This window comes from Limnobacter sp. UBA7229, from assembly GCF_002473065.1.
GTDB lineage: Bacteria > Pseudomonadota > Gammaproteobacteria > Burkholderiales > Burkholderiaceae_B > Limnobacter > Limnobacter profundi.
On record NZ_DKTN01000013.1, the window covers coordinates 151,165 to 174,882 of the forward strand.

General features: G+C 53.0%; 24 protein-coding genes. 3 read left to right on the plus strand and 21 right to left on the minus strand.

Annotation, left to right across the window (positions count from 1 at the left end):
* Positions 1-36 precede the first annotated feature (36 nt).
* From B4C79_RS07530 to B4C79_RS07545, 4 genes are all read right to left on the minus strand, one after another.
* On the minus strand, positions 37-936 hold the full coding sequence (locus B4C79_RS07530) for a transporter substrate-binding domain-containing protein (protein ID WP_171097544.1): 900 nt from the start codon (positions 934-936) through the stop codon (positions 37-39).
* A 77-nt stretch (positions 937-1,013) separates the two neighbouring features.
* Complete coding sequence (aspA, locus tag B4C79_RS07535) at positions 1,014-2,432, minus strand: aspartate ammonia-lyase (protein ID WP_105029789.1); 1,419 nt, start codon at positions 2,430-2,432, stop codon at positions 1,014-1,016.
* A 136-nt stretch (positions 2,433-2,568) separates the two neighbouring features.
* Positions 2,569-3,480: a LysR substrate-binding domain-containing protein gene (locus B4C79_RS07540; RefSeq protein ID WP_291742062.1), complete on the minus strand. Its 912-nt coding sequence runs from the start codon at positions 3,478-3,480 to the stop codon at positions 2,569-2,571.
* Positions 3,461-5,299, minus strand: coding sequence for an ABCB family ABC transporter ATP-binding protein/permease (locus tag B4C79_RS07545; RefSeq protein ID WP_171097538.1), 1,839 nt, complete (start codon positions 5,297-5,299; stop codon positions 3,461-3,463). The genes B4C79_RS07540 and B4C79_RS07545 overlap by 20 nt, the downstream gene beginning before the upstream one ends.
* A gap of 94 nt (positions 5,300-5,393) precedes the next feature.
* Here B4C79_RS07545 and B4C79_RS07550 point away from each other — a divergent pair, with 94 nt between their 5' ends.
* Entirely contained in the window at positions 5,394-6,212 is an 819-nt protein-coding gene (locus B4C79_RS07550) for an SDR family oxidoreductase (RefSeq protein WP_275270209.1), read from the plus strand.
* 21 nt (positions 6,213-6,233) lie between these two features.
* Here B4C79_RS07550 and B4C79_RS07555 read toward each other — a convergent pair whose 3' ends face one another.
* The gene (locus B4C79_RS07555) at positions 6,234-6,635 is read right to left on the minus strand and encodes a hypothetical protein (RefSeq protein WP_171097534.1); all 402 of its coding nucleotides are present in this window, start codon (positions 6,633-6,635) and stop codon (positions 6,234-6,236) included.
* 145 nt (positions 6,636-6,780) lie between these two features.
* Here B4C79_RS07555 and B4C79_RS07560 point away from each other — a divergent pair, with 145 nt between their 5' ends.
* The gene (locus tag B4C79_RS07560) at positions 6,781-7,185 is read left to right on the plus strand and encodes an acyl-CoA thioesterase (RefSeq protein ID WP_168426887.1); all 405 of its coding nucleotides are present in this window, start codon (positions 6,781-6,783) and stop codon (positions 7,183-7,185) included.
* Positions 7,186-7,195: 10 nt separating this feature from the next.
* Here the strand turns inward: B4C79_RS07560 and B4C79_RS07565 are convergent, their stop codons facing one another.
* The 15 genes from B4C79_RS07565 to B4C79_RS07635 all read right to left on the minus strand — a co-directional run bounded on the left by B4C79_RS07565 (position 7,196) and on the right by B4C79_RS07635 (position 22,353).
* A complete protein-coding gene (locus B4C79_RS07565; RefSeq protein WP_105028149.1) occupies positions 7,196-8,071 on the minus strand; it encodes a GntR family transcriptional regulator in 876 nt (291 codons plus the stop codon).
* 145 nt (positions 8,072-8,216) lie between these two features.
* Positions 8,217-9,719 (minus strand): tripartite tricarboxylate transporter permease, encoded by a 1,503-nt coding sequence (locus B4C79_RS07570; protein ID WP_291742053.1) that lies wholly within the window; start codon positions 9,717-9,719, stop codon positions 8,217-8,219.
* Between the two features lie 2 nt (positions 9,720-9,721).
* Entirely contained in the window at positions 9,722-10,174 is a 453-nt protein-coding gene (locus B4C79_RS07575) for a tripartite tricarboxylate transporter TctB family protein (protein ID WP_291742050.1), read from the minus strand.
* A 19-nt stretch (positions 10,175-10,193) separates the two neighbouring features.
* Positions 10,194-11,171 (minus strand): tripartite tricarboxylate transporter substrate binding protein BugD, encoded by a 978-nt coding sequence (locus tag B4C79_RS07580; protein WP_105028146.1) that lies wholly within the window; start codon positions 11,169-11,171, stop codon positions 10,194-10,196.
* A 371-nt stretch (positions 11,172-11,542) separates the two neighbouring features.
* On the minus strand, positions 11,543-11,830 hold the full coding sequence (locus tag B4C79_RS07585) for a hypothetical protein (RefSeq protein ID WP_171097532.1): 288 nt from the start codon (positions 11,828-11,830) through the stop codon (positions 11,543-11,545).
* An 83-nt stretch (positions 11,831-11,913) separates the two neighbouring features.
* Positions 11,914-12,159 carry a GlsB/YeaQ/YmgE family stress response membrane protein gene (locus B4C79_RS07590; protein WP_008249557.1) on the minus strand — a complete coding sequence of 82 codons (246 nt, stop codon included), beginning with the start codon at positions 12,157-12,159 and terminating at the stop codon, positions 11,914-11,916.
* 9 nt (positions 12,160-12,168) lie between these two features.
* Positions 12,169-12,429, minus strand: coding sequence for a DUF2007 domain-containing protein (locus tag B4C79_RS07595; protein WP_291742044.1), 261 nt, complete (start codon positions 12,427-12,429; stop codon positions 12,169-12,171).
* 68 nt (positions 12,430-12,497) lie between these two features.
* Positions 12,498-14,009, minus strand: coding sequence for a PQQ-dependent sugar dehydrogenase (locus B4C79_RS07600; protein ID WP_291762558.1), 1,512 nt, complete (start codon positions 14,007-14,009; stop codon positions 12,498-12,500).
* Positions 14,010-14,128: 119 nt separating this feature from the next.
* Positions 14,129-14,473, minus strand: coding sequence for a DUF2845 domain-containing protein (locus B4C79_RS07605; RefSeq protein WP_291742429.1), 345 nt, complete (start codon positions 14,471-14,473; stop codon positions 14,129-14,131).
* A 79-nt stretch (positions 14,474-14,552) separates the two neighbouring features.
* On the minus strand, positions 14,553-15,353 hold the full coding sequence (locus tag B4C79_RS07610) for an acyl-CoA thioesterase (protein ID WP_171097522.1): 801 nt from the start codon (positions 15,351-15,353) through the stop codon (positions 14,553-14,555).
* A 24-nt stretch (positions 15,354-15,377) separates the two neighbouring features.
* Positions 15,378-16,145, minus strand: a complete 768-nt coding sequence (locus tag B4C79_RS07615) for an enoyl-CoA hydratase (protein ID WP_291742424.1) — start codon at positions 16,143-16,145, stop codon at positions 15,378-15,380.
* An 88-nt stretch (positions 16,146-16,233) separates the two neighbouring features.
* Entirely contained in the window at positions 16,234-17,433 is a 1,200-nt protein-coding gene (locus B4C79_RS07620) for an acetyl-CoA C-acyltransferase (RefSeq protein ID WP_291712390.1), read from the minus strand.
* Between the two features lie 15 nt (positions 17,434-17,448).
* Positions 17,449-19,854 (minus strand): 3-hydroxyacyl-CoA dehydrogenase/enoyl-CoA hydratase family protein, encoded by a 2,406-nt coding sequence (locus B4C79_RS07625; protein WP_291751405.1) that lies wholly within the window; start codon positions 19,852-19,854, stop codon positions 17,449-17,451.
* Positions 19,855-19,930: 76 nt separating this feature from the next.
* Entirely contained in the window at positions 19,931-21,721 is a 1,791-nt protein-coding gene (locus B4C79_RS07630) for an acyl-CoA dehydrogenase C-terminal domain-containing protein (RefSeq protein WP_291740881.1), read from the minus strand.
* Positions 21,722-21,738: 17 nt separating this feature from the next.
* Positions 21,739-22,353 (minus strand): TetR/AcrR family transcriptional regulator, encoded by a 615-nt coding sequence (locus tag B4C79_RS07635; protein WP_171097511.1) that lies wholly within the window; start codon positions 22,351-22,353, stop codon positions 21,739-21,741.
* A 227-nt stretch (positions 22,354-22,580) separates the two neighbouring features.
* Here B4C79_RS07635 and B4C79_RS07640 point away from each other — a divergent pair, with 227 nt between their 5' ends.
* Positions 22,581-23,033 (plus strand): DoxX family protein, encoded by a 453-nt coding sequence (locus B4C79_RS07640; RefSeq protein WP_105028136.1) that lies wholly within the window; start codon positions 22,581-22,583, stop codon positions 23,031-23,033.
* A gap of 43 nt (positions 23,034-23,076) precedes the next feature.
* Here the strand turns inward: B4C79_RS07640 and pdeM are convergent, their stop codons facing one another.
* Positions 23,077-23,691, minus strand: a complete 615-nt coding sequence (gene pdeM, locus B4C79_RS07645; protein ID WP_291740883.1) for a ligase-associated DNA damage response endonuclease PdeM — start codon at positions 23,689-23,691, stop codon at positions 23,077-23,079.
* Positions 23,692-23,718 lie beyond the last annotated feature (27 nt).

Below are 23,718 nucleotides of genomic sequence, written 5' to 3' on the forward strand. Positions count from 1 at the left end.
AAAACGCACAGCCGGCCCGTGACTAACTAGGGCTGTTTATTTAACGCCTTTGTCGTTTGGATTCGCAAATGCTTCCTTCAACAGCGGAGACATCGGGAAATTCAAGTTCACGTCCTTGGGTGGAATTTTGCTCATGAACCACTTGGTGTACAGCTTCTCAGCTTCGCCAGACTTGATCATGCTGTTCACGGTTTCATCCAGCAAAGCCTTGAACTGGGGATCGTCCTTGCGCAGCATGATGCCGTAGGGTTCTGTGCGCAAAATTTCTGGCAGGAACATGAACTCATCCGGGTTCTTGCTTTGAGCAACCAAACCAGCAATCAGGATGTCATCCATCACAAAAGCCTTGGCACGGTCATTGGCCACCAACAAGAAGCTTTCAGCATGGTCTTTGCCGTAAATTTCCTTGAAGTTGATGTTTGCGCCCTTTTCGTTTTGCTTGATCAACTGAACTGACGTGGTGCCAGAAGTTGTTGCAATGGGCTGTCCATCCAGATCGGCCAGTGACTTGATGCCACTGCTTTTCTTCACAACCACTTTTACGCTGGTAATGAAAGTGCTGTTTGCGAAAGAAACCTGTTCCTGACGAGCCACGGAATTGGTTGTAGAGCCACATTCCATGTCGATGGTGCCGTTTTGCAGCAGCGGAATGCGGTTTGCAGAAGTAACCGGTTGCAATTGCACATTCAGATTTGGCATTTTCAACTTGGCTTTGACTGCATCAACAACCTTGTTACACATGTCCATGTGGTAGCCGATAGGCTTCTGGTTGTTGTCCAGGTATGAAAATGGAACAGAGGACTCACGGTAACCCACCACGATGGTTTTGGTTTCGGTAATCTTTTTCAAAGTACCCGTGAGATCTTGGGCAACTGCGGGCTGAACAGCGGCTACACTGGCCACGGCCAACGCTGCTGCGAGGAGATTCCTTTTCATTTTTGCTCCTTGAATGAAAAAATTAAGCACGAATTGTGCATACACCCTACGCCATGCGAACCAGGTTCGTGGCGGTACTAAAGTTTTATTCTCCGAGGACGGGTGAGAACCTCGGGTCTGAGTATTTCATTCAACTGCTGCTCTGACAGTAAGCCTTTTTCGAGAACAAGCTCGGAAACCTTCCGGCCGGTTTTCAATGCAGTTTTTGCAATCTCAGATGCTTGATCATAGCCTATGTAAGGGTTCAGTGAGGTGGCCAAACTGGCTGATTCCTCGACCCTTTGACGCAAAAGTGACTCATTTGCGGTAATCCCTAATACGCAATTTTTCGTCAGCGTTTTACAAGCGGCGGTTAAGTGATAAATACTCTTGAACAGGCTCCATGCAATGATGGGCTCAAATGCATTCAATTGCAGTTGTCCGGCCTCGGCTGCCATGGTCACGGTGACGTCGTTTCCGATCACCTCAAACGCGACCTGGTTGACCACTTCGGGGATCACCGGGTTCACCTTGCCAGGCATGATGGACGAACCCGCAGCGCGTGGCGGCAGGTTGATTTCGTTCAGGCCGGCTTGGGGACCTGACGACAACAGACGTAAATCGTTGCACATTTTGGACAACTTCACGGCCACCCGCTTGAGCACCCCGGAAAGTTGAACAAATGAGCCCGTGTCCTGGGTAGCCTCTACAAGGTCTGCGGCAGTAACCAAGCCCAGCTGGGTGATTTCTTCCAGATAATGGCGGGCGCGGGCGGCATATTCCGGGTCGGTGTTGATGCCGGTGCCAATGGCTGTGGCACCCAGATTGATTTCAGAAATCAAGCTGGTCGCCTCGCGCAGGCGTGCCATGTCTTCGCCCAACATGACCGAGAAGGTTGCAAACTCCTGCCCCAGGGTCATGGGCACGGCATCCTGCAACTGGGTGCGGCCGATTTTCAGGATTTTCCGGAATTCAAAGGCTTTTTCGCCGAAAGCCTCTTTGAGTTCTTCCATCGCGACCAACAGGCCCGAGATGGCGTTGATCAGACCGATTTTTACCGCAGTTGGGTACACATCGTTGGTGCTTTGCGAGGCATTGACATGCTCGATTGGGTGCACCATTTTGTAATCGCCTTTTTTGCCGCCCAGAATTTCAATGGCACGGTTGGCAATCACCTCGTTGGCATTCATGTTGGTCGAAGTGCCAGCCCCGCCCTGAATGACGTCTACCACGAACTGATCATGAAGTTTGCCGGTTCGAATTTCCTTGCAAGCCTGGGTGATGGCTTTGGCCAAATCGTGGGGAACAGTGTCCAGGTCTGCATTGGCCTTGGTAGCAGCCCATTTGACCGCAGCCAGTGCATTGATAAGTTCGGGGGCGTTGTAAAGCGGAAAACCAGTAATTTGGTAATTGTCGAGGGCGCGGCTGGTGTGCACTCCCCAGTAGGCCTCAGCGGGAATCTTCTTTTCTCCAAGAAGATCTTTTTCCACGCGATGCTCTGAGTGCTGCTTGACCATGTCATCCCCTGATGAATTTTGAATGTGGGCCATGCTAAATCTTTAGTGGCCGGCACTCCAATACTTAATCAGCATTAAACCATGCAATTCCCGCATATCCAAAGAAACCCTAATAAGGGTTATCCACAGAGGGGGATTAGTCTGGCCAATAATGCCAAATCAAATCCACCTGCTCGTGGGCAACCGAGTTTTCAGTTGGACGATGCGTGCGGCGATACAGGCGAACTTCCATGTCGGTGAAATAGGGTCCGGGAATTTTGCAAAGACCAGAACCCGTGGCCACGGCGCTTTCCGGCAACCACGCCACGCCCAAACCAGCCTCGCACATCGATTTCAAGCTTTCCGACATATCCGTTTCAAACAGCGACTTTTTCAGGAACAGCGGGCCCGACTCCATGGCAATGTCAGTCATTTTCGACAGGTAAGCATGTTTGGAATACGAGAGGTAAGGCACGGGCAAAGGGGCCAATGGGTCTAGCGAGTAAATTGGGCTGCCATCGGCCTTCGCCGCACTGTAGGGCGCAAACCGTTCCGTGCCCAGCACCCGCACTTCAAACTTGCTGGGGTCGAGTTCAATGGGTTCCCGGCTGTGGTGGTAGCACACCAGAAAGTCACTTGCGCCATCGGTGAAGTACAGCACCGCATCGTGCACATTGCTGGCAGTGAGCTGAAAACTCAGGTCGGGCAGGCGATCGGCAAGCTTGGCTTTCAAACTGCGCACCCAATGTGGCGCTTTGCTGCAGGCCAAAGTGTGCGGCACCACCAACCGGATGGGTTGGCGACTTTGCAAACTACCACCTCGAACAATGGTGCGGGCCTGGCGGATCTGCTCCAGCATGGTGAGCGCCTGCTCGTAAAACACCTCGCCTTGCGGACTCAAGCGTGTGGGGTAGGAACCCCGGTCAATCAATTCGCAGCCCAGCCAACCTTCAAGCGCCTGAATTCGGCGCGAGAAAGCAGGCTGGGTTACGCACCGCAAGTTGGCCGCTTTTGAGAAGTTCTTGGTTTGGGCCAGCGTGATGAAATCTTCAAGCCATTTGGTTTCCATGGGCAGACGCGTTGGGTTGACTGTGCTGTTGAATCAGCCACATTCGGGCGTATTCACCATTCTTGTCAAGTAGTGATTCATGGCTGCCACTTTCGATCACCTCACCCTGACTAATCACCAGAATTTGGTGAGCATGCACCACCGTGCTTAAACGGTGGGCAATAATCAAGGTCGTGCGGTTGCGGGACAGCATTTGCAGTTCTTGCTGAATGGCGCGTTCTGATTTGGAATCCAGCGCTGAAGTGGCCTCGTCGAAAATAAGAATCGCCGGGTTTTTCAAGATGGTGCGGGCAATGGCCACGCGCTGCTTCTCTCCCCCAGAAAGCTTGAGCCCACGCTCGCCCACTTGGGTTTTATAGCCATCGGGCTGATTCACGATGAATTCGTGAATGTGCGCGGCCTTGGCTGCGGCCTCAATTTCCGCCTGTGTTGCATCAGGCCTGCCGTAGGCAATGTTGTAGGCAATGGTGTCGTTGAACAGCACGGTGTCTTGAGGAACAATGCCAATATTTTTACGCAATGAGGTTTGTGCCACCTCCCGAATGTCTTGCCCGTCAATGAGAATCGCCCCGTCGGTGACTTCGTAGAAACGATATAGCAAGCGCGACAAGGTAGATTTGCCTGCACCGCTGTGCCCGACCACTGCCACAGTGTGGCCAGCCGGTACGGTGAACGACATGTTTTTAAGCACTGTACGGCGCTCGTCATACCCAAAGTTCACGTTGCGAAATTCTATGGCACCGCCCCTCACCTGGAGCTCGGGGGCATTGGGCTTGTCTTTCACTTCAAGGTTTTCATCCATCAAGCCAAACATGCGCTCAATGTCGGCCAAAGCTTGCTTGATTTCCCGGTAAATGACACCCAAAAAATTCAGAGGAATATACAACTGAATCATGAAGGCGTTCACCAGCACCAAATCACCCAGGGTCATTGATCCGTCCAGCACACCGGCGGTTGCGCGCCACAACACCAGCGTGACTGCAATGGCGATGATTGCGCTTTGCCCGGTGTTCAACAGGGTGAGGGATTTTTGTGAACGAATGGCAGCCTCTTGCCAGGCCGCCATGCTTTTGTTGTACCGCTCGGACTCAAAACGCTCGTTGCCGAAATACTTCACGGTTTCATAGTTGATCAGCGAGTCGACCGCCCGCACATTGGCTTTGGAGTCGAGGTCATTCATGGTGCGGCGAAAATGCAGGCGCCACTCTGTGATTTTTACGGTGAAGAAAATGTACAAGGTCAGTGCCACCGCAGTGATGACCGAGAACCAGATGTCGTAGTTGATGAACAAATAGCCCACCACCAGCACAATCTCAATGAGCGTGGGCAAAATGCTATACAGGGTATAGCTGACGAGACTTGAAATGGCCCGGGAACCCCGTTCGATGTCACGAGTAACCCCACCCGTTTGCCGATTCAAATGAAACCGCAGCGACAGTGCGTGCAGGTAATCGAATACCTGAATGGCAATGGCCCGGACTGCATTTTGGGTGACCCGGGCAAACAGGAATTCGCGCAGTTCGGTGAACACTGTGGTGGACAGGCGCAACAAGCCGTAAGCCACCAACAACACCATTGGCATGGAGGCGGCAGCCAGCAAGGCGTTGCTTTGCAAAAGTGGCGTTAGCTCGTCAATGATTTCCTTGAGCACCAAAGGCACGCCCATGTTGGCGACTTTGGCGAGCACCAAACAGGCAATGGCGAAAACAACCCGCCACTTGTATTCCCACAGGTAGGGCAAAAGCTGGGCGATGGTACCCCAGTCGCTTCGTTTTCGGGGTCTTGGCGGGGCGGATTCCACCGGTGCGGTTCTGCGCATGCGATACTTCTCGGTACAAAAAAAGAGGCGATGGAGGCAATGCTACCACCCGCCTTGCCAAACGAGTTGCATACCAAGCAGGAGACAAAAGCAAATGGCAAGTATTCAAAACAAAGTGATCGTAATTACCGGTGCATCCGAGGGCATTGGCGCCGCATTGGCCATCAAGCTGGCCCCGGGCAACAAACTGGTGCTGGCAGCCCGTCGACTTGAAAAGCTGCAAGAGGTTGGACAGCAGGTTGAGGCGGCTGGCGGGCAGGTGCACTGTGTGGCCTGTGACGTGATGGAACAGGCTCAGTGCGAGAACCTGGTGGAAGAATCGGTGAAAGCCTTTGGCGGCATTGACATGATTGTGAACAATGCCGGCGTTTCAATGCACGCCTGGTTTGAGGACATCACCGACTTGGGTACCTTCGAACGGTTGTTCCGCGTGAACGTGATGAGCATGGTGTGGATTACCCACAAGGCCCTGCCCCACATTAAAAAGTCCAAAGGCCTGATTGTCGGCGTTTCCAGCCTGGCTGGTAAAACCGGCGTGCCCGCCCGTACCACCTACTGCACCAGCAAGTTTGCGATGAGTGGTTTTATGGAAGCGCTGCGCATTGAATTAATGGGCACAGGCGTGGATGTGTGTGCCATTTTCCCGGGTGTGGTGGATACGGAAATTCGCCGCAATGGCTTGAACCCCAATGGCGAGCGGGCTGGTGTCTCTGGCCTTCGCGAGAAAGGCGCCATGACGGTTGAGCAATGTGTGAATGAAATTGTGGATGCCATGGCCGAGCGCAAGCGAGAATGGGTCATGACAGCCAAAGGTCGCTTGGGCCTGAAGCTAAAACCCTTTGTGCCAGCCGTGATCGACAAAATGGCCAAAGATGCCCTGGACGATGAACACGGTGGCAAAAAATCAGCCTGACAGGCTGCAATACACCCAGGTTCAGGCGCTGAACAACACCACCGCCTGAACCACCACCGCCAAAATGCTCAATGCCAAAACAACGCCCAGCACGGTAACCGCTTTGCGATTGGATTCGATTTGCGCAACCAATTGCGTATTTTGACTGGCCAACTCTTTGATGACCCCGGCAGACTGAACCACCTGAGCCTGCAAATCTGTGATTGTTTGCTCAGCCGAATGCAGGCGATGTTCCAGCTTTTCGACGGCAGCCATATCCGTGGCCAACATCACATCGGTCACGTCGCTGTCGGTTTCACCATCAACCCGCTTTTTGGACACGCTGTTCCACAGCTTGACCGCACCATCGGCCACCTTGGGCGCATTTTTAATCACTTCGCCCCAAGGCACCATTTGCAACACTGTTACCCAACCTGCAGCCATCGCTTCCTCAACTCATGGACTCAATAAAACCCCATTATCGTCTGTTTCATGAGATGGGGTTGGAAGCATGCACCTAGAATGAAATGCAGACTCTAGGTGCTCAGCGTTACAATCGAAAGTTAAACCAACAACAAAGCACCTGCACATGAGCACACCCAAACCCATTTTGTTACCTGTCGACCGTGAACCCGTGATTCGGGTCATTCCCATGCCCAGAGACTCCAACGCGTCGGGCGACGTGTTTGGCGGCTGGATTATGGCGCAAGTGGATCTGGCTGGTTCGGTACCAGCAACAGCCCACGCCAAAGGCCGAATTGTGACCGTGGCGGTGAACGAGTTTATTTTTAAGGAACCAGTGTTTGTTGGTGATTTGTGCAGCTTTTATGCCGAAGTGGTAAAGGTGGGCAGAACCTCCATGCAAATTTACGTGGAGGTGTTTGCGCAACGCCGCTTGAAACCCGACGATGTGGCCAAGGTAACTGAGGCCTATGTAACCTATGTGGCTGTAGACGAGAACCGGAATTCCCGCCCAGTGGACCCGCTTAAATAAAATATTCGCTTCAGAAGTGTGAGAGGTCTTGTTGATGCATTTCGAATGCGAACTCGACTTCGTTCACATGCTGCCAGGAACTTTGGCCCTTGGCCTGCTTGCGCGACAATTCAATTCGGTAGTCATATCGATCAGGGCGATACAGACCTTTGAGCACTTGCACGGGCCTGCCATTTTCATCGTAAGCCACCCGTGAAATAGCCAGCAACGGCGCACCCACCGGCACGCCCAAGGCATAGGCTACCGAAGCATCGGCAAGCCTTGCAGAAATGGTTTGGCGGGCTTTGGCCACCTTCACCCCTGCTTCTTCAAGCAGCACCAAAATTGGAAACTCGCGTAGGCGTCGGCGACAAATGCGTCCCGACAAATCCTGTGGAATAAAGCTGGTCAGGTGCGCCACTGGTTGCCCGTCAAGCTGACGAATGCGAATCAGTTTTTCGACGATGGCATCGCTGGGCAAATGCAAGAGCGTTGCAATGTCGGGCGGTGGCAAAATACGTTTGGACGTGATGAGTTGCAAATCGGACGAATCACCACTGGCCTGCAAACGCATGGCCGAAGCGCTCAACAACTGGCTTTGCCCCACCGACGAGTTGCGTGACTCGGTGCGCGGTTTTACGAATGTACCCTTGCCACGCCCCCTTGCGACCAAGCCTTCTTTGACAAGGTCTTGCAGTGCACGACGCATGGTGACGCGTGACACATTGAACTGCTCGGCCAGCACCAGCTCACCTGGCAAAGGCTTGGTGTCGTAGTGACCCTCAATAATGCGTTCACGCAGTATCAGGTAAATTTGGTGGTAAAGGGGAACGACTTGATTCGGGTCTAATTTGCTGTCACCGAAATTCGATTCTTCTGGGGATGCGGCGGGAAACTGACTGTCCATTCGTACTGTCCAAATGCTACTGGGCTACGACATGGATAATACAACACAATGCAACACAATTCATACTGAATAAGTGTGCGAAATAAACAAGGGCCATTGAAACAACGCTTCAATGGCCCCTGGTCAGAATGCGTCTGCGTAAGACTTATTCTTCGTGGAATGCCTCTTCCCGCTTCTTGCGAATAGAAGGCATGAACACCACGATCAAGGCAATGGCTGCAATGGCCAGCATGGTTGCACTGATTGGACGCGTAACCAGCACTGAGAAATCACCACGCGAGAGCAACAAAGCCCTGCGCAGGTACTCTTCCATCATTGGGCCCAGAATAAAGCCCAACAGCAAAGGCGCAGGCTCGCACTTCAATTTAGAGAAGATGTAACCCAACACACCGAAGCCTGCCAACAAGTAGATATCGAATACCTTATTGCCCAAGCTGAACGCACCAATACAACAAAATACCAAAATGGCCGGATACAGGAAATGATAAGGCACCGAGATCATTTTGACCCAGATACCAATGAGCGGCAGATTCAGAACCACCAGAAACAGGTTACCGATCCACATGGAAACGATGATGCCCCAGAACAAAGCAGGCTGCTCGGTCATGACCGCTGGACCTGGTGTAATCCCTTGAATGATCATGGCGCCGATCATCAAAGCCATGACCGGGTTGGACGGTATACCCAAGGTTAGCAAGGGGATGAACGAGGTTTGAGCGCCTGCATTGTTGGCTGACTCGGGACCAGCAACACCTTCGATTGCACCCTTGCCAAACTGCTCGGGTGTTTTCGAGATTTTTTTCTCGATGGAGTAAGAAGCAAACGAAGCCAGCATGGCACCGCCACCGGGCAAAATGCCCAGCAATGAACCTAGACCCGTACCGCGCACAATCGGCATGGCCATACGCTTAAAGTCTTCTTTGTTGGGCATCAGGCCCTGAACCTTGCTCACCATGGCAGAGCGTAAGTGTTCTTCTTCGAGGTTCTTGATGATTTCGCCCAAGCCAAACATGCCCATGGCCAAAATCACAAAGTTAATGCCCTCAGCCATGTAAGGAGTGTCGAAGGTGTAGCGCTCCAAGCCTGAATTCACATCGGTGCCTGCCATGCCCAGGAGCAAACCCAGCACGATCATGCCAAACGCCTGCAACAAGGAACCGCTGGCCAACACCACCGAGGCGACCAAACCAACCACCATCAACGAGAAATATTCGGCAGCACCAAACTGCAAAGCGATGTCTGCCAAAGGAGGCGCAAACAAGGCCAGCAATACGGTTGCGAAAGTACCTGCCACGAAAGAGCCAATTGCCGCTGTGGCAAGGGCCTTGCCCGCCTTGCCCTGCTTAGCCATTTGATAACCATCAAGCGCTGTAACCACCGAGGATGATTCACCAGGCAAGTTGACGAGGATAGCCGTGGTTGACCCACCATACTGAGCGCCGTAATAAATACCGGACAACATGATGAGAGACGACACTGGCGGCAGGCCGAAAGTGATTGGCAACAACATGGCAATGGTAGCGGTGGGGCCCAAACCGGGCAACACGCCAATTGCAGTACCTAAAAACACACCAATCAAGCAAAAAAACAAATTATTCAGTGTGAATGCTGTTTCAAGGCCGATAGACAGATTACCAAGAAGTTCCATGATTACATTCCAAACCAAGACCCGAAGATGGGCAGCGGAATACCCAGACCTTTGACGAAAAGCAGGCTGCAGAACACAGCAGAACACACTGCAATCACAAGGGTTAACTTCCAGTTGAAAAATTTACTTGCAGCGGCAGAAATACCAAATACAAGCATGACAGCGATCGCAAACCCCGCACCTTCAACCACCAAAGCAAACACAAGGATTGAGACGGTGACGTACAGAATTTTCGACAGCGGGAACCCTGTTAAAGGCTCGCCCTCGACAACAAAAGAACGAATCAGCGAAAGGGACCCAATGAAAATGAGCAGACCGCTCAATACCTTGGGAAAATAGCCCGGGCCCATACTGACTGCAGTACCCATTTCATAATCAGCGGCCATATATAAGGCTGCTGCACCGATAATCAGGTACAGCAGCCCGGCCCAAAAGTCTCGTAAATCTTTTGGCATTTTAGATCTCTGTTATAGATCAGTCAGCGTACTGACCAGCTTTGTCGATAATTGGCTTCCAACGTGCAATTTCAGCATCCAGGTGCTTGCGCAAGGCGGCTGGTGTGGCTTGGTCTTGAGGCACTGGCTCGGTGCCCAATTCAGCAAAACGCGAAATCACTGCTGGGTCTTTCAAGGCTGTTTGCAGAGACTTGCTCAGGCGATCAATGATGGGCTTGGGTGTGCCTTTGGGGGCATACAAACCGTGCCAAACACCCACTTCAAAACCAGGCAAACCAGCCTTGTCCAATGTTGGCAGATCAGGCAGAGAGGCCACTGGCTTTTTGGTGGTCACGGCGTAGGCCTTGATTTTTCCGCCTTTGATTTGGCTGGTGGTGTTGGTGGTTTGGTCACACATGAAGTCGACCTGACCGCCCAACAAATCGTTCATGGCTGGGCCAGTGCCTTTGTAAGGAACCGTTGTAAGGTCTACACCCACAGCTGTCTGGAACAACATGCCGCACAGGTGCGAAGCTGAACCAATACCTGCATTGGCGTAAGTCACTTTGTCTTTGTTGGTTTTGATGTAGGCCAGCAATTCCTGCATGTTTTTGGCAGGCATATTGCCACGGGCCACGATGGTCATGGGTACATCGGTTACCAGGCCAATGGTTTCAAAGTCGGTTGATGCGTTGTACGACAGCTTGCGATACAAGGAAGGCGCAGTGGACTGACCAATGTGGTGAAGGAAAATGTTGTAGCCATCGGGTGCAGAACGGGCCGCCTTGCCAGCAGCCAGGGTGCCGCCTGCACCGCCGAGGTTTTCAACAATCACTTGTTGGCCCAGGTCTTTGGACATGGACTGTGCAATCAAACGACCCACCGTGTCAGTTGGGCCACCCGCTGCAAATGGGATCAGCATGGTGATGACTTTGGACGGGTAAGCATCTTGGGCTTGCACGGAACCCACCAAGCCCAACAGGGCAACTGCCAATACGGATTTAATCGATTTCTTCACGGAACTCTCCTTGTGATTTGTATCAGAATGTCAACTGCGAAAGCTGTTTTTCTTATTGAATTTCCACACATATTTGCGCAGGTGGATGGAGTATCAGCATGCCCGTGATGCGCAGCAATTGTGGTTTTCCATATACGCAGAAACCACAGCATGAGCCATTCGGAGAGAAGTTCAAATCAAAAAATACTGCGCGACAAAGCTTAAAAAAAAGTTAGCTTAAGAAAATTAACTAAATTACAGTGAAAAATGAGTAAATACCTTTTTTTCAAGAAAAATAATTTATAAATCGATATTAATTGAAAGGGTAATTCAATCACCTAGCCAGCAAAAAACGGATAAAAAAATCGACTAATGCGCTCAGTGAGCGGCCATTATTTTTTTGTTTGAGTACTCAACCAGTCGTTCAAGGCGGTTGCAACCACCTGATTAATGCCTTGATCTGTACCTACCGCGTATTCACGCAGGCGACTTACCAAATCGGCAGGTAGACGGTAATTCACCGGAACCAGTTTGCTGGCGGGAATATCAGCAGCACGCTCACGTTTGTTGTTTTGCACTTTGGAGGCTTGACCGAAACGATCAGGAAGGCTTTCGGATTTCAGTGAACCGTCAAGTTTCTTGGCCATGTTTTTGGCCATGTCGGTGGATTTAAGCGCCATGGGGTTCCTGAGGAAAGGGGCAGATCGGGAACGAAGTATAGCGCCAAACCACGCCCCGAGGTGAGCCAACGATTAAGCCACTGTCAAGCCCGCTTGATCAAACGAATCAACATCAACAACACCACTGCGCCGACGGTTGCCACCACAATGCTTCCCAACAAACCACCGCCGCTGGAAACCCCCAGTGAATTGAACAGGAAACCACCCACAAAGGCGCCAATTACGCCAACCACCAGGTCGCCGATCAAACCGAAACCACCGCCCCGAACCAACTTTCCAGCCAACCAGCCGGCAACAATCCCAACCAGCAAAAAGACCAACAGACTCATTTTATTCTCCTAAAACGAATGGACGAAACGTGGAGACGTGACCAAATCGCCAGAACAAAGGTCGTTTTTTTCGTACTCGGCAACCAAGGCAGCGGCCTGATCAAAGTGCTCAGAAGCAACAAAAACATTGGCAAAACCGTTGGGGGAGAGGTCGCCGACAGCGCCCTGAAGAAAATGGCCGCCAACGTAAGTGGGTATTTCGCAGGCGTTCAGCATACCGGCAACGATATGCGCCTCGATAATGTTGCCCGCTTTATAAACAATTTCCATGTTGCCCCCTTGTTCAGCAAGACTAGCCGAAAACAAGGGAGCAGGTAAACACATCATGTGACTGAATGCTAACGGGCACTCACGCGAAGTACCTTGCCATCCGAGCTGTCGGTCAACAGGTAAATTGCACCATCGGGGCCTGTGCGAACATCCCTGAAACGCGCACCCACTTCTTTGAACAACACTTCTTCTTCAGACGCTTTGTTGCCTCTCAACACCACTCGACTGACCTGCTGGGCCTTCAGTGCACCCACCAGCAAGTTGCCTTTCCACTGGGGAAACATGTCGCCGTTGTAAACGGTGATGCCCGAGGGCGCGATGGACGGCACCCAGTAAATTGCGGGTTGTTGGGTACCCTCGTATTCTTTGTAGGGTGAAATTTGTGCACCGGTGTAGTCGATGCCGTAAGTGGCTTTGGGCCAGCCGTAATTGGTCCCGGGGGTAATAACGTTCACTTCGTCGCCACCACGCGGACCATGCTCATGAGCGATCAAGCGTTTGTTGGCGGCATCGTAGGCCAGGCCCTGAACGTTGCGATGACCGTAACTATAAATTTCAGGTTTGGCGCCCTGTTTGCCCACAAAGGGATTGTCTTTGGGCACAGAACCATCGGCATTGAGCCGAACAATTTTTCCAAGGTGATTCGACAAATTCTGCGCTTCTTCACGATAACTGTAACCGTCGCCCAGTGTCACGATCAGCGTGTTGTCGGGCAGCCACGCCATGCGCCCGCCATAATGGGCACTGCCTGATTTTGCCATCTGCGAACGGAAAATTTCTTTGACATTCGCAAGGCTGTTCTCGCCAAGCTTGGCGCTGGCCACACACAGATGGTTTGCACTGCGCGTGCCGCAGGCATAGCTGAGAAAAATTTGCTGACTTTGCGCAAAATCGTGGGAGGGCAAGACATCAAACAAACCCGCCTGGCCGCCATAAAATACCTTCGGAACACCAGCAATTGGGGCATTCACCAATTTGCCATCGGCGGCCACCAGGCGCAGCTGGCCAGGTTTCTCGGTGATCAATGCGCGGCCATCAGGTAAAAATGCAATGGACCAGGGACTGTCCAAACCATCGGCAAAAGTCTCGATTGTGTAGGGTTTGGCAGATTGGGCCTGGGCCTGGCCGGGTGGCAGCGCAACACTGGCAATCAGTAATGCAAGAATTGCTGGACTGGCCGACAGTTTGCGGGTCGACAGTTTGGCGAACAAGGCGCCCGAGACCGCCGCGGCTGCAAGCATGGAAAACATGCCCCCGACGGTGCGGGTGGATGAAATAAGTATTGGCATTGGTGCAATCATGTCGACCACTTTGAAAGTTACCCACAGACCCAGTGCAGCACCGAAAACACACCAAAAGGTACGCCATGCAGTGCCGGTGAAACGCGTGAACAGCAATGCGACGGCCTGAGATACCGCAAAACTGCACCCAAAGATGACTGCATAAACGGGCGAGAAGTTCCCGAGATCGTGCAGGGTGGTGTGAAGCCGTGTACTCCATGGAATGACAACCCCCAAGTTTTGCAATGCCTGCAAATTGACCTGTGACTGCACCAGGGTGCCCAGTAAGGAACCCAGCAATCAGACCAAAAGCCAAACCAGAAAAACCGAAAACCATTTGTTTGCGTGATTCATGAAAGCATGCCCAAGACGGCCGGCGCGTGCCGAACCTGATGTGTTAACACAATAATTCGATTGATTTATTCGGGTTGTCGCCCATATGAAATAGACTGCACCACGCCCCCCCGAAAGCGTACGGTGGCAATCAAATTACCCTGCCCCCTGTCGTACACCCACACTTCTACGGGCAGGCAAGGCACCAGCGATTGCGCAAACGGAGAGGGAACCGGTTGCAGGGTACCGGGAAAATACACTGGATCACAAAAAGTATCTTTCAAAGCGGGTTGCCCGCATTTGTAGAGCACAGAGACCCTGCTGTCGCCCTCATAGGCACTGCCCTGCGAACACCGCAAGGCCTCTGCTTTTGCCGGTGAAACCAGGCAAAACAGGGCAAACATTCCGATTGTGAGCAGTGCATGTTTCATGGTTCAACTGTCTCCTTCGTGAATTCGACAGCCTGGAAAAAACGAAAGTTCAGTGAATAGCGCAATCAACCGAGAAGGCTTAGCCGTAAACCGCTACCACCTGATAGCCCAGCGATGCCAGTTGACCATTCGGGGTCCACAGTTTGGCGCTTTGATTCACATAGCCGTCCGCACCGGCTTTGGTTTCCATGTCGATTTGAAACCAGCCTTCACTGTCGATATTGGCAGGAATGGGCGGCAATTCAAGCGACCAGCTTACCGAACTGGCCATGACAGGCCCTTTAAAGTGGCTAAGGCAAGGTGTGGGCGGGCCATCGCTGAGCATGACAATCAGCACTTCAGGGCTCAGGTTTTTGTCAGTGGCACGAATGTAAATGCCACTTTCCCAAAACGGGTTGCCCATGTAGGGAATGCTGCCAAGCGCCCAGCGCATTTCAACGTGCTGCAAAAAGTTGGGGGTAATTTTCGGAATGAAAGGCAATGGCGCAATGTCGTCCACTGGCTTGGGCAGCGGTTTGTGCTGAGGGCTAAGGACTGGCAATGCGGTTTCACGCGGGGCGCCAAACACACCCACCACCAAACCCGCCAAGGTTTCGTCGCTGTAAATTTCACATTGCACCTGACTGACACTTTTGCCCTGCCGGAGCAAACGCGTGCGGTACACCACATCACCGGCGGGCACAGGGCCCACAAAATTGGTTTGCAGCGCACGCAAGGGCATGTCGATACCCAGCGTATCGCGCATGGCAACCACGGCAAGTGCTGAGAGGAAGCCACCGAACATGGTGCGACCCTGCATCCAGTCCTCGGTGGCGGTGAACGTGACTGTATCGCCACTCAAACGGCGATTGGACAAAATTTCTGAAAGTGCAACGGTCATGCTGAGCCCTTGGTGCTTATTGGATTAGTTTTCGAACTGCTTGAAATTGGGGGCACGCTTTTCGCCAAATGCTTTGAATGCCTCTTGTGCCGGGGCTTGCGGAATCATGCTCATGAACAAGTGCCCTTCTTCGGCCATTTTTTCGGCCACAGCAGTTTTGTTGGCCGACTTCATCAAACGCTTGGTGGTCAACAGGCTTGTGAGTGGCAGGTCGAGCAGTTTTTTCACTTGCGCTTGCACATGTGCGTCCAGTGCCGCTGGTTCAAGCACATCGGAAACAATGCCGGTGTCGTAGGCTTTCAAGGCGGTGAAACTATCGCCCAGCAACAACAGTTCAGCCGCTTTCTGATAACCCGCAGAGATAGGCAGCAACAAGCTGGACGCCGCTTCCGGGCACAAGCCCAGTTTCACGAAAGGCATGGAAAATTTTGCGGTGCTTGCTGCATACACCAAATCACAGTGCAGCAATACGGTAGTGCCGATACCAATGGCCAAACCTTGCACCTGTGCTACCACAGGCTTGGGGAAGACAGAGATCATGCGAAGAAAACGAAACACCGGTGCGTCCAGATCGGTGGGTGGGGTGTTCAGAAAATCGCCCAGATCATTGCCCGCAGAAAAACAGCCTTCATGGCCTTTGAGCAACACCACTTTCACGCCACTGCTGTGCGTGGCATCGCGAAACGCGTCCGCCAGCGCGGTGTACATGGCATTGGTAAATGAGTTTTTGCGTTCTGGCCGATTGATGGTGATGGTCATCAAGCCATTGCTGATTTCTGTTTGAATGTCCACTGCCGTATTCCCTGTCTGTTTTTGTTGTAAAAACTCAAAAAAAACGGGTGAAGGTTTGCACCCACACCCGCTTTGATTTGCGCTGAAATTACACGCGTTCGAAGATGCCTGCTGCACCCATGCCGGTACCGATACACATGGTCACCATACCGTATTTCAGGTTGTGCCTGCGCAGTGCATGCACTACAGTGGCTGCGCGAATTGCACCGGTTGCACCCAGTGGGTGGCCCAAGGCGATTGCGCCGCCCATGGGGTTCACCTTGGCTGGGTCCAGTTCCAGGTCTTTCATCACAGCCAAGGATTGCGCGGCAAAGGCTTCGTTCAATTCAAACCAGTCGATGTCGCTGGCTTTCAGGCCAGCAGTTTTCAACACCGCAGGAATTGCTTCCTTGGGGCCAATACCCATGATTTCGGGGGGCACACCACGCACGGCAAAACCGCGCCACTTGGCCAGGGGAGTGAGGTTGTAGCGCTTCACGGCTTCTTCAGAAGCCAGAATCAAGGCACCAGCACCATCACTCATTTGCGAGCTGTTACCGGCGGTCACTGAGCCCTTGGCAGCGAATACAGGCTTGAGTTTGGTCAGCCCCTCAATCGAAGAGTCGGCACGGGGGCCTTCATCCAGCTTCACTTCTTTGGTGCTGGTTTTGATTTCGCCTGTTGACAAATCAGGCGTGGCTTTTACAACTGTGAACGGTGTAATTTCATCATTGAACTCGCCGGCCTGTTGAGCGGCGATTGCCTTTTTGTGGCTGTTCAAGGCGAATTCGTCTTGCGCGTCGCGGCTGATGCCCCACTGCTGGGCTACCTTTTCGGCGGTCATGCCCATGCCATACGCAATACCCAGGTTTTCATCTTTCTGGAAAATTGCGTTGTTGAAGCTGGGCTTGTTGCCGCTCATGGGCACCATGCTCATGCTTTCGGCGCCGGCTGCAATCATGACTTCGGCTTCGCCCATGGCAATGGCGTTGGCAGCCATTGACACAGCCGTAATACCAGACGCACAGAAGCGGTTGATCGTGACGCCACCCACAGTGTTGGGCAGACCTGCCAGCAACACAGCGATACGGGCCATGTTCATGCCCTGCTCGCCTTCGGGGAATGCACAACCCACGATCGCATCGTTGATTGAGGCTGGGTCGAGAGTTGGCACCTGGGCCATGGCGCTGGCAATGGCATGCACCAGCAGGTCATCGGGGCGGGTGTCTTTAAACACGCCACGGGGGGCCTTGCCGATTGGGGTGCGCGTTGCTGCGACAATGTAAACATCTTTACAAGTTTGAGCCATGTTTGCTCTCCTTAATTAGTTACGCACTGGCTTGCCGGTTTGCAGCATGCCCATGATTCGTTCTTGTGTCTTGGGGTTGTCGAGCAACTTCACGAAGTGCTTGCGTTCCAGGTTCAGGAACCACTCTTCATCCACCAAGGAGCCTGTTTCAATTTCGCCACCGCACACCACTTCGGCAATCACACAGCCCAAGTGGAAGTCGTAAGCAGAGATGAAACCACCGTCGCGCATGTTGACCAGCTGCGCCTTGATCGTGGCGTAGCCTGATTTGCCTGCGGCTGGCACACCCTTGATTTTGTGGGGTGGGCGATAGCCGCCGTCGAACATGGCGCGTGCGCGTGAAATGGCGACATACAACAGTTCATGGCTGTTGAAAACGATTGTGTCAGATTCCTTGATGAAGCCCAGGTCGCGACATTCCATGGCCGATGTGCCCACCTTGGCGGTTGCAGCGGTCATGAAGCCGTCTTTCAGGAAAGCCAATACATCGGCTGAACCCGCTTTTTGAGCTGCCAAGCCGGCGTTGACAGCGATTTCTTTCAAGCCACCGCCGCCGGGGATCAGGCCTACGCCCACTTCCACCAGGCCCATGTAGCTTTCCAGGTTGGCCACACGTGCAGCACAGTGAATTGCAAATTCGCAACCACCACCCAAAGCCAAGCCAGTTACAGCGGCCACAGTGGGAACCTGTGCGTATTTCAGCGCCGCAGTGCCTTTCTGGAATTCAGCCACCATGGGTTCGATGGCCTTGCCACCGCCCTGCATGAATGCGGGCAACATGGCTTGCAGGTCAGCACCTGCGGAGAAAGGCTCGTCCGGGCTCCACAACACCAAACCCTTGTAGCTTTTCTCGGCCAAGGCAATGGCTTCGTGGGTGCCAGTGATGACATCGGGGCCAATCGCGTGCATTTTCGTTTTGATCGACAAAATCAACACATCATCATGACCAGGTGCAGTCCAAATGCGAACTGCATCGTTTTCTTTGATCGTGGTGCCGCCGTTGTGACCCGTCACGGTTGTTTCGCCCAACACTTTGGCGCGGAAAATTTGACGCTGGTACACCGGCAAATCTTTGCGGGGTACGAATGAATTGCTTGCTGGGCTGAATGCGCCAGCGGTGCTGTACACGCCGCCGTTGTCTGCAACAGGGCCTTCAAATACCCAAGCTGGCAAAGGTGCGTTGCACAAGGCTTCGCCTGCATCGATGTCGGCCTTCACCCACTGGGCAACCTGCTTCCAGCCTGCGGCTTGCCAGGTTTCAAATGGACCTTCTGTCCAGCCATAACCCCAGCGCAGTGAGAAATCAACTTCACGTGCTGTGTCTGCGATGTCGTTCAGGTGAAATGCGATGTAATGGAATGCATCACGGAAAATCGCCCACAGGAATTTGGCCTGTGGATGCTCGGAAGCACGCAAAGCAGCCATGCGTTCGGCCACATTGCGGTTCTTCAAAATCTTCAGCACGGCTTCGTCGGCCTTGCCCTCAGACGCCACATAGCTGCTGGAGTTCGCATCGAACACCATGATCTGCTTGCCTTCTTTCTTGAAGAAACCACCTTTGGTTTTCTGGCCCAGTGCACCTTTCTCAACCAGTGTTTTCAACACGGCGGGTGTGGCATAGCTGGATGCAAACGGATCGTTGGGCAATGTGTTTTGCATGGTTGCAATCACGTGGCCCATGGTGTCCAGACCAACCACATCCGCAGTGCGGAAGGTGGCCGATTTTGCACGGCCCAGTTTGGAACCAGTCAGCTGGTCGACGATGTCGAATGGAATGCCGTACTTTTGCGCTTCAGCCATGGTGGCCAGCATGCCAGCCACGCCCACGCGGTTGGCCACGAAGTTGGGCGTGTCTTTGGCAGTAATAATTCCCTTGCCCAAGGTGGTGGTCAGGAAGGTTTCCAGATTGTCCAGAATGTCTTGGCGTGTGGTCGGCAGCGGAATCAGTTCGCACAGGTGCATGTAACGGGGTGGGTTGAAGAAGTGAACGCCACAGAAGCGGCTCTTCAGTTCTGCATCAAAACCTTCGCTCAGTTTGGAGATGCTCAAACCCGATGTGTTGGTTGCAAAAATAGCAGTGGCGTTGATGTGCGGTGCCACTTTTTTGTACAGGTCGTGTTTCCAGTCCATGCGCTCGGCAATGGCTTCGATCACCAAATCGCAGCCCTGCAGCAATTCCAGGTGCTCTTCGTAGTTGGCTGCTTGTACATATTGCGCAACGTCCTTCGCGCCAAACGGGGCAGGCTTCAGTTTCGTCAGGTTCAAGATGGCTTTGTCTACGATGCCGTTCTTGGGACCTTCTTTGGCGGGCAGATCAAACAGCACCACGGGCACTTTGGCATTGGCACAGTGGGCAGCAATTTGTGCGCCCATCACGCCAGCGCCGAGCACGGCGACTTTGCGAACGATGAAATTGGACACGCGTGTCTCCTTCGAGTTAATTGGATTCAACGCCCGCAACCACGTGTGGCTGCGGGGTACTACGGGACAGGATTTGTTAGAACAGGTCGGCTTCCATTTCCATCAGGCTGCTGGAACCCGCACGCGCCTTGCGAATCAGCATGGCGGTTTCAGGCAGCATTTTCTGGAAGTAGAAACGGGCTGTATGCAGTTTGGCGGTGTAGAACTTGTCGCCACTGGCTTGCTTTTCCAGCGCGATTTTTGCAGCTTTCGCAAAGAAGTAGCCGTAGAACAGGTGGCCCACAACACGCAGGTAATCCACGGCTGCAGCACCCACTTCATCTGGGTTTTGCATGGCCTTGCCACCAATTTCCATGGTCAGTTTGCTGACCTTGTCGCCCAAATCAGCCAGGGGTTCAATGAACTCTTTCATGGCTGGGTTGTTGGCTTCAGATTCGCACAAGGCGCGCACCATTTTGCCGAACTTCATCAGCTTGGCGCCACCGTCGCCCAGCACTTTACGACCCAGCAGGTCCAGTGACTGAATGGTGTTGGTGCCTTCGTAGATCATGTTGATGCGGCTGTCACGAACATACTGTTCCATGCCCCACTCAGCGATGTAACCGTGGCCGCCATACACTTGCATACAGTGTGATGTGGCTTCCCAAGCGTTGTCGGTGATGAAGGCTTTTACGATTGGCGTGGCCAGGGCAACCATGTCGGATGCTTCCTTGCAAACGGCTTCATCAGGGTGGTTCAGTTCTTTGTCCAGCTCCAGCGCGGTCCACATGCACAGTGCACGGCCACCTTCGGCGTATGCGCGAGTGGTGAGCAACATTTTCCGCACATCGGGGTGAACGATGATGGGGTCAGCAGGTTTGTCAGTGGCCTTGGGGCCAGTCAGCGAACGGCTTTGAATGCGATCCTTCGCATAAACAACAGCGTTTTGATAAGCCACTTCAGTTAAGCCCAGTGACTGCATGCCCACGCCCAGGCGGGCTGCGTTCATCATCACGAACATGGCGGCCAGGCCACGATGGGGTTGACCAATCAGCCAGCCGGTTGCGCCGTCCAGGTTCATTTGGCAAGTGGCGTTGCCATGAATACCCATTTTGTGTTCGATGGCGCCACAGAAAATCGGATTGCGCTCACCAATGGAACCGTCGGCATTCGGAATGAACTTGGGTACCAGGAACAAGGAAATGCCTTTGGTGCCCACAGGCGCATCAGGCAGTCGTGCCAACACCAGGTGAATGATGTTCTCGGCCATGTCGTGTTCGCCAGAGCTGATGAAGATTTTCGCGCCGGTAATTTTGTAGCTGCCATCGGCCTGTGGCTCAGCCTTGCTGCGCAACATGCCCAGGTCGGTGCCGCAGTGTGGTTCGGTCAGGCACATGGTGCCAGTCCATTCGCCGCTGGTCAGCTTGGGCAGGTACAGGTCCTTCTGTTCCTGGCTGCCGTGCTCGTGCAGGCAATCGTAGGCGCCGTGCGTCAGGCCGGGGTACATGGTCCAGGCCTGGTTGGCGCTGTTCATCATTTCGTAGAACGCCTGGTTCACGGTCACGGGCAGGCCTTGACCACCGTAGTTGGGGTCGCAGCTTAGCGAGGCCCAGCCAGCTTCCACAAACTGCTGGTAGGCTTCCTTGAAACCGGTTGGGGTTTTCAGGGAATGGTCGGCCTTGTTCAAAGTACAACCTTCCGAATCGCCCACAGCGTTCAGGGGTTGCAACACTTCCGCGCAGAATTTGCCGCCTTCTTCGATGATCTGATTCACCGTGTCTGCGTCAATTTCTTCAAAGGCGGGAATGCTTTTGAAAGTGGCTTCTGCGTTCAACATTTCGTGCAGTACGAATTGCATATCGCGGATCGGGGGCGTGTATTGGCTCATTGAAGTGTCTCCTGGTACTACTGGCTCAGAATTTCTGACTGGGTTTGCTGGTAATGCTGAATCATGCGCTCGAAGCCTTGGCTGGCCCGCTTCACAGACGAGGAATCGCCCATGAGGCGACCTTGCTGGTGGGCTGCCAGAATCAGGCCGACCATCTCGAAAACGAGTTGATCCGCATGGGCCTGATTGGCGGGTAAATGGTTTTCTTCGATGGCCTGTGCCGTGGCACGGTGCATTTCTTTTTGCCAGTCGCGATGCATTTTCACCAGGACATCGCGAACTGCCCCTGGCCTGTCATCGTATTCTGTCGCGCCTGAAATATAGATGCAACCACTGTCGATTTCCTTGCCGATCCGGTCAAGCCAGCGCATGAAAATTGCGCGCAAACGCGGCAATCCACGGGGCTCTTTCAGGCAGGGGAACAACACGGCATTGATGAATTGGGTTTCGTACTCTTGAAGGACGGCAATTTGAAGCTCTTCGCGCGAACCAAAGTGGGCAAACACACCACTTTTGCTCATGGTCATTTTTTCTGCAATGGAGCCAATGGTTAAACCCTCGAGCCCTTGCGTGGACGCGATTTCAAGCGCCGCCTCAACAATGGCGGCTCGGGTTTGTTCACCTTTGCGCATATAGAAAATAGACCGAACGTTCGTTTTTTTATGAGTGTACGCTATTTCTTCAGGAAAAAGGGAATGGACCAGGTTAGAGAAATTCTTCTAGGGCATCATGATCAGCAAATAATTATTCAAATTATTTGAACAATTACTGCAAAAAAGGTCACTCGATTTTTGGCAATTGAACGCGCATGATTCGCTCATCGATTCAGTGAATCGCAAACCCAATACGGAGAATTGAAATGACTACAGCAAACACAACACACGCAGGCACGAATGTGCTGGACAATGCCTTTAACTCATCCGCCTCAACCATTGCCCTGATTGGCCGGGTTCTACTGGCTGCCATGTTTGTTCTGGCGGGCTTCGACAAAATCGGTGGGTTCGAGGGCACCGCCGGGTACATCGGTTCTGTGGGTCTGCCTTTTCCAGAAGTACTTACTGTGCTGACCATTGCGGTTGAAATTGGCGCGGGGCTGGCTTTGATCGTCGGCTTCCAGGTAAGAATTGCAGCGTTGCTGCTGGCCGGCTTCACCCTGGCTGCCTCAGTGCTGTTTCACAACTACTGGGCCATGCCTGCTGAACAAGCCTATGTTCAGCAACTGATGTTCATGAAAAACGTCAGTGTGGCTGGTGGCCTGCTAATGATTGTGGCTTTGGGTGGCGGCACACTTGGCTTGAGCAAAGGCAAGTAAAAAGCAATCAGTGGGCAAATCAGCGGGCTGAACGGCCCGCTGTTCACACCACTGGAAATACTGCTTCGCCAGCCTGGGGATTCACTGCATAACCGCCCGTGAAAGCACCAAATGAAGGCAGTATGAGCTGATCGGTTTTCAGGTAGAAGCATGGCACTCGGGCTCGGCTTCTGCCTTTTCCGTTCAGCACCACGACTGGGTGCTCATGCCCGGCAAGCACCAAAGCATTTTGTACGGTTTGCGGGTGATGGCACAAAGCAAACCCACCCAGCATGAAAGGCTCCTCCACCACCGAAATGTTCAAACTTGCGGGCGGATCACCTGCCTTGCTGTCGTGATTGCCGCGAATCAACGTCATGGCCAGGTTTGTGTGCTGGGCACGCCAAGCCAGCAGTTTGCCAAGCAAGTCGGGGTTGTGCGCCATTTTTGCGTGCAACAAATCGCCCAGAAAATACACCGAAAGTGGATTGAATTCTGCAATGCATTCTGAGAGCTTATCCAGATTCTCTTGCGTGGTCCCGGCTGGCACAGGCACACCCAGGCTGCGAAAAGTTGCGGCTTTGCCCAAATGAACGTCGGCGACAAAAAGCGCCTTGTGTGCGGGTGAAAACGCCGTTTTGTGGCGCGACAGTTGAAGTGCGCCAAAAGGTGTTTCCATTGAATGTACTGAAGAGTTTGCTGACAA